Here is a 1,845-nt window from a genome sequence, read left to right on the forward strand (position 1 = left end):
TTTTGTTAGTTCTGTAGAAAATGCTATGTGCTTTTTCGAAGGTACTCCTGAGGCTATTGTCCCCGACAATCTAAAATCTGCAGTAATAAAAAGCAGTCGTTTTGAACCCACAATTAATGAGACCTTGGCTGATTTAGCTGAACATTACCAAACCACAATCTTGCCTGCCAGGGCTTATAAACCAAGAGATAAGTCATTGGTTGAAGGAGCCGTTAAGATATTGTACCGAAGGATTTATGTAAATCTAAAAGAAACTAAATTCTTTTCTCTGGAAGAATTAAACCAGCAGATATGGGATTTATTGGATGCTCATAATAGCCGAAAACTCACAGGACGTCCTTACTCTCGTATAGAATTATTTTTAGAAGACGAGCAACAAAAACTACGTCCACTACCACAAGAACGCTTTGAAATCAAATACCAATCCTTTGCAACAGTGATGCAAAATGGACATGTTCAATTGAGTCAGGACAAAAATTACTACAGCGTTCCCTATCAATATATAAAGAAAAAAGCGAAACTATTATATACCAAATCAACCGTAGAGATCTATTACAAATACAACCGAATAGCCGTTCACGCGCGAAATTACAAGCCTTATATCTATAATACAACTCCAGAACATTTGGCCAGTACGCATCAATTTGTAGCCCAGTGGAGTGCTGCTCGCTTCATTGATTGGGCAAGTAGCATTGATGCCTTTGTAGGGGAATATATTTTACAGATTATTGAAAGTAGAAACCATCCTGAACAAGCCTATAAAAGTTGTTTAGGAATACTAAACTTCGAGAAAAAGGTGGGGAAGCAGCGATTAATAAATGCTTGCAGGCGGGCACTTGATTTTAAAATTTACAATTTTAAGACCATACAAAATATATTAGAAAACAACTTAGACCATATTGATTTTGAACAAGAACCCGAGCAAGAACTCCCGGTTCACGGTAACATAAGAGGAAAACAGTATTATAATTAAATTAAAAACCAAGTAATCATGAATGAATCCACAGTAACAAAAATGAAACAAATGAAGCTTTATGGCATGTTCAATGCTTTTAAAACAGCTATTGAAAGCGGAAAAACAGACCATTACACACTCGATCAGTTTGTATCGATGCTAATTGATGCCGAATGGGATGAAAGGCACAATCGGCGTATTGCTCGCAGTATCACTAATGCCCGATTCCATTACAAATCAAATATTGAAAACATCAATTTTGACCAAACCCGTAATCTAGATCGTAACATGGTTCTGCGTTTAGCAGAATGTGAATTTGTAGAAAAAAACGAAAATATTTTAATCACTGGAAGTACTGGTGTAGGCAAAAGTTATTTAGGCACTGCACTAGGCTATCAAGCCTGTATACAGGGTTTTAAAGTGAGTTATTTTAATACCTCTAAGCTATTTGCTAAATTAAAAATGGCCAAAGCAGATGGTTCTTACCTACGAGAATTGGCTAAAATAGAAAGGCAAGATGTTATTATACTAGACGATTTTGGACTCCAAGCATTGGATAGTCACAACCGAATTACCCTTTTGGAGATCATTGAAGACAGGCATAATAATGGTTCCATTATTGTAACCTCACAAATCCCAGTGCAAGGTTGGTATGATATAATTGGCGAAAAAACTATTGCCGATGCCATTTTGGATAGACTCATACATCAATCCCATCGACTCGAATTACATGGAGAATCTATGAGAAAAAAAAGAGGGTTAAACAAAGGCTAATATTTAACTATATTTGAATACTAATTAACAGATGAAAAAAAGTAGTTTTTATTGAAAATGGAGGTGGTCAGTTTGCTCCGGAATTAGGTGGTCATTTTGAATTGGAATCAGGTGGT

1 protein-coding gene and 1 pseudogene are annotated in these 1,845 nt (G+C 36.0%); both read left to right on the forward strand.

What is annotated here, in order from left to right; translation table 11 throughout:
* Positions 1 to 973, forward strand: a pseudogene (locus tag QO182_RS19400) (IS21 family transposase); the annotation flags it as partial.
* 18 nt (positions 974 to 991) lie between these two features.
* On the forward strand, positions 992 to 1,729 hold the full coding sequence (istB, locus tag QO182_RS19405; protein WP_091255760.1) for an IS21-like element helper ATPase IstB: 738 nt from the start codon (positions 992 to 994) through the stop codon (positions 1,727 to 1,729).
* Positions 1,730 to 1,845 lie beyond the last annotated feature (116 nt).

The organism is Flavobacterium sp. Arc2, from assembly GCF_041431385.1.
In the GTDB taxonomy this organism is placed as follows: Bacteria; Bacteroidota; Bacteroidia; order Flavobacteriales; family Flavobacteriaceae; genus Flavobacterium.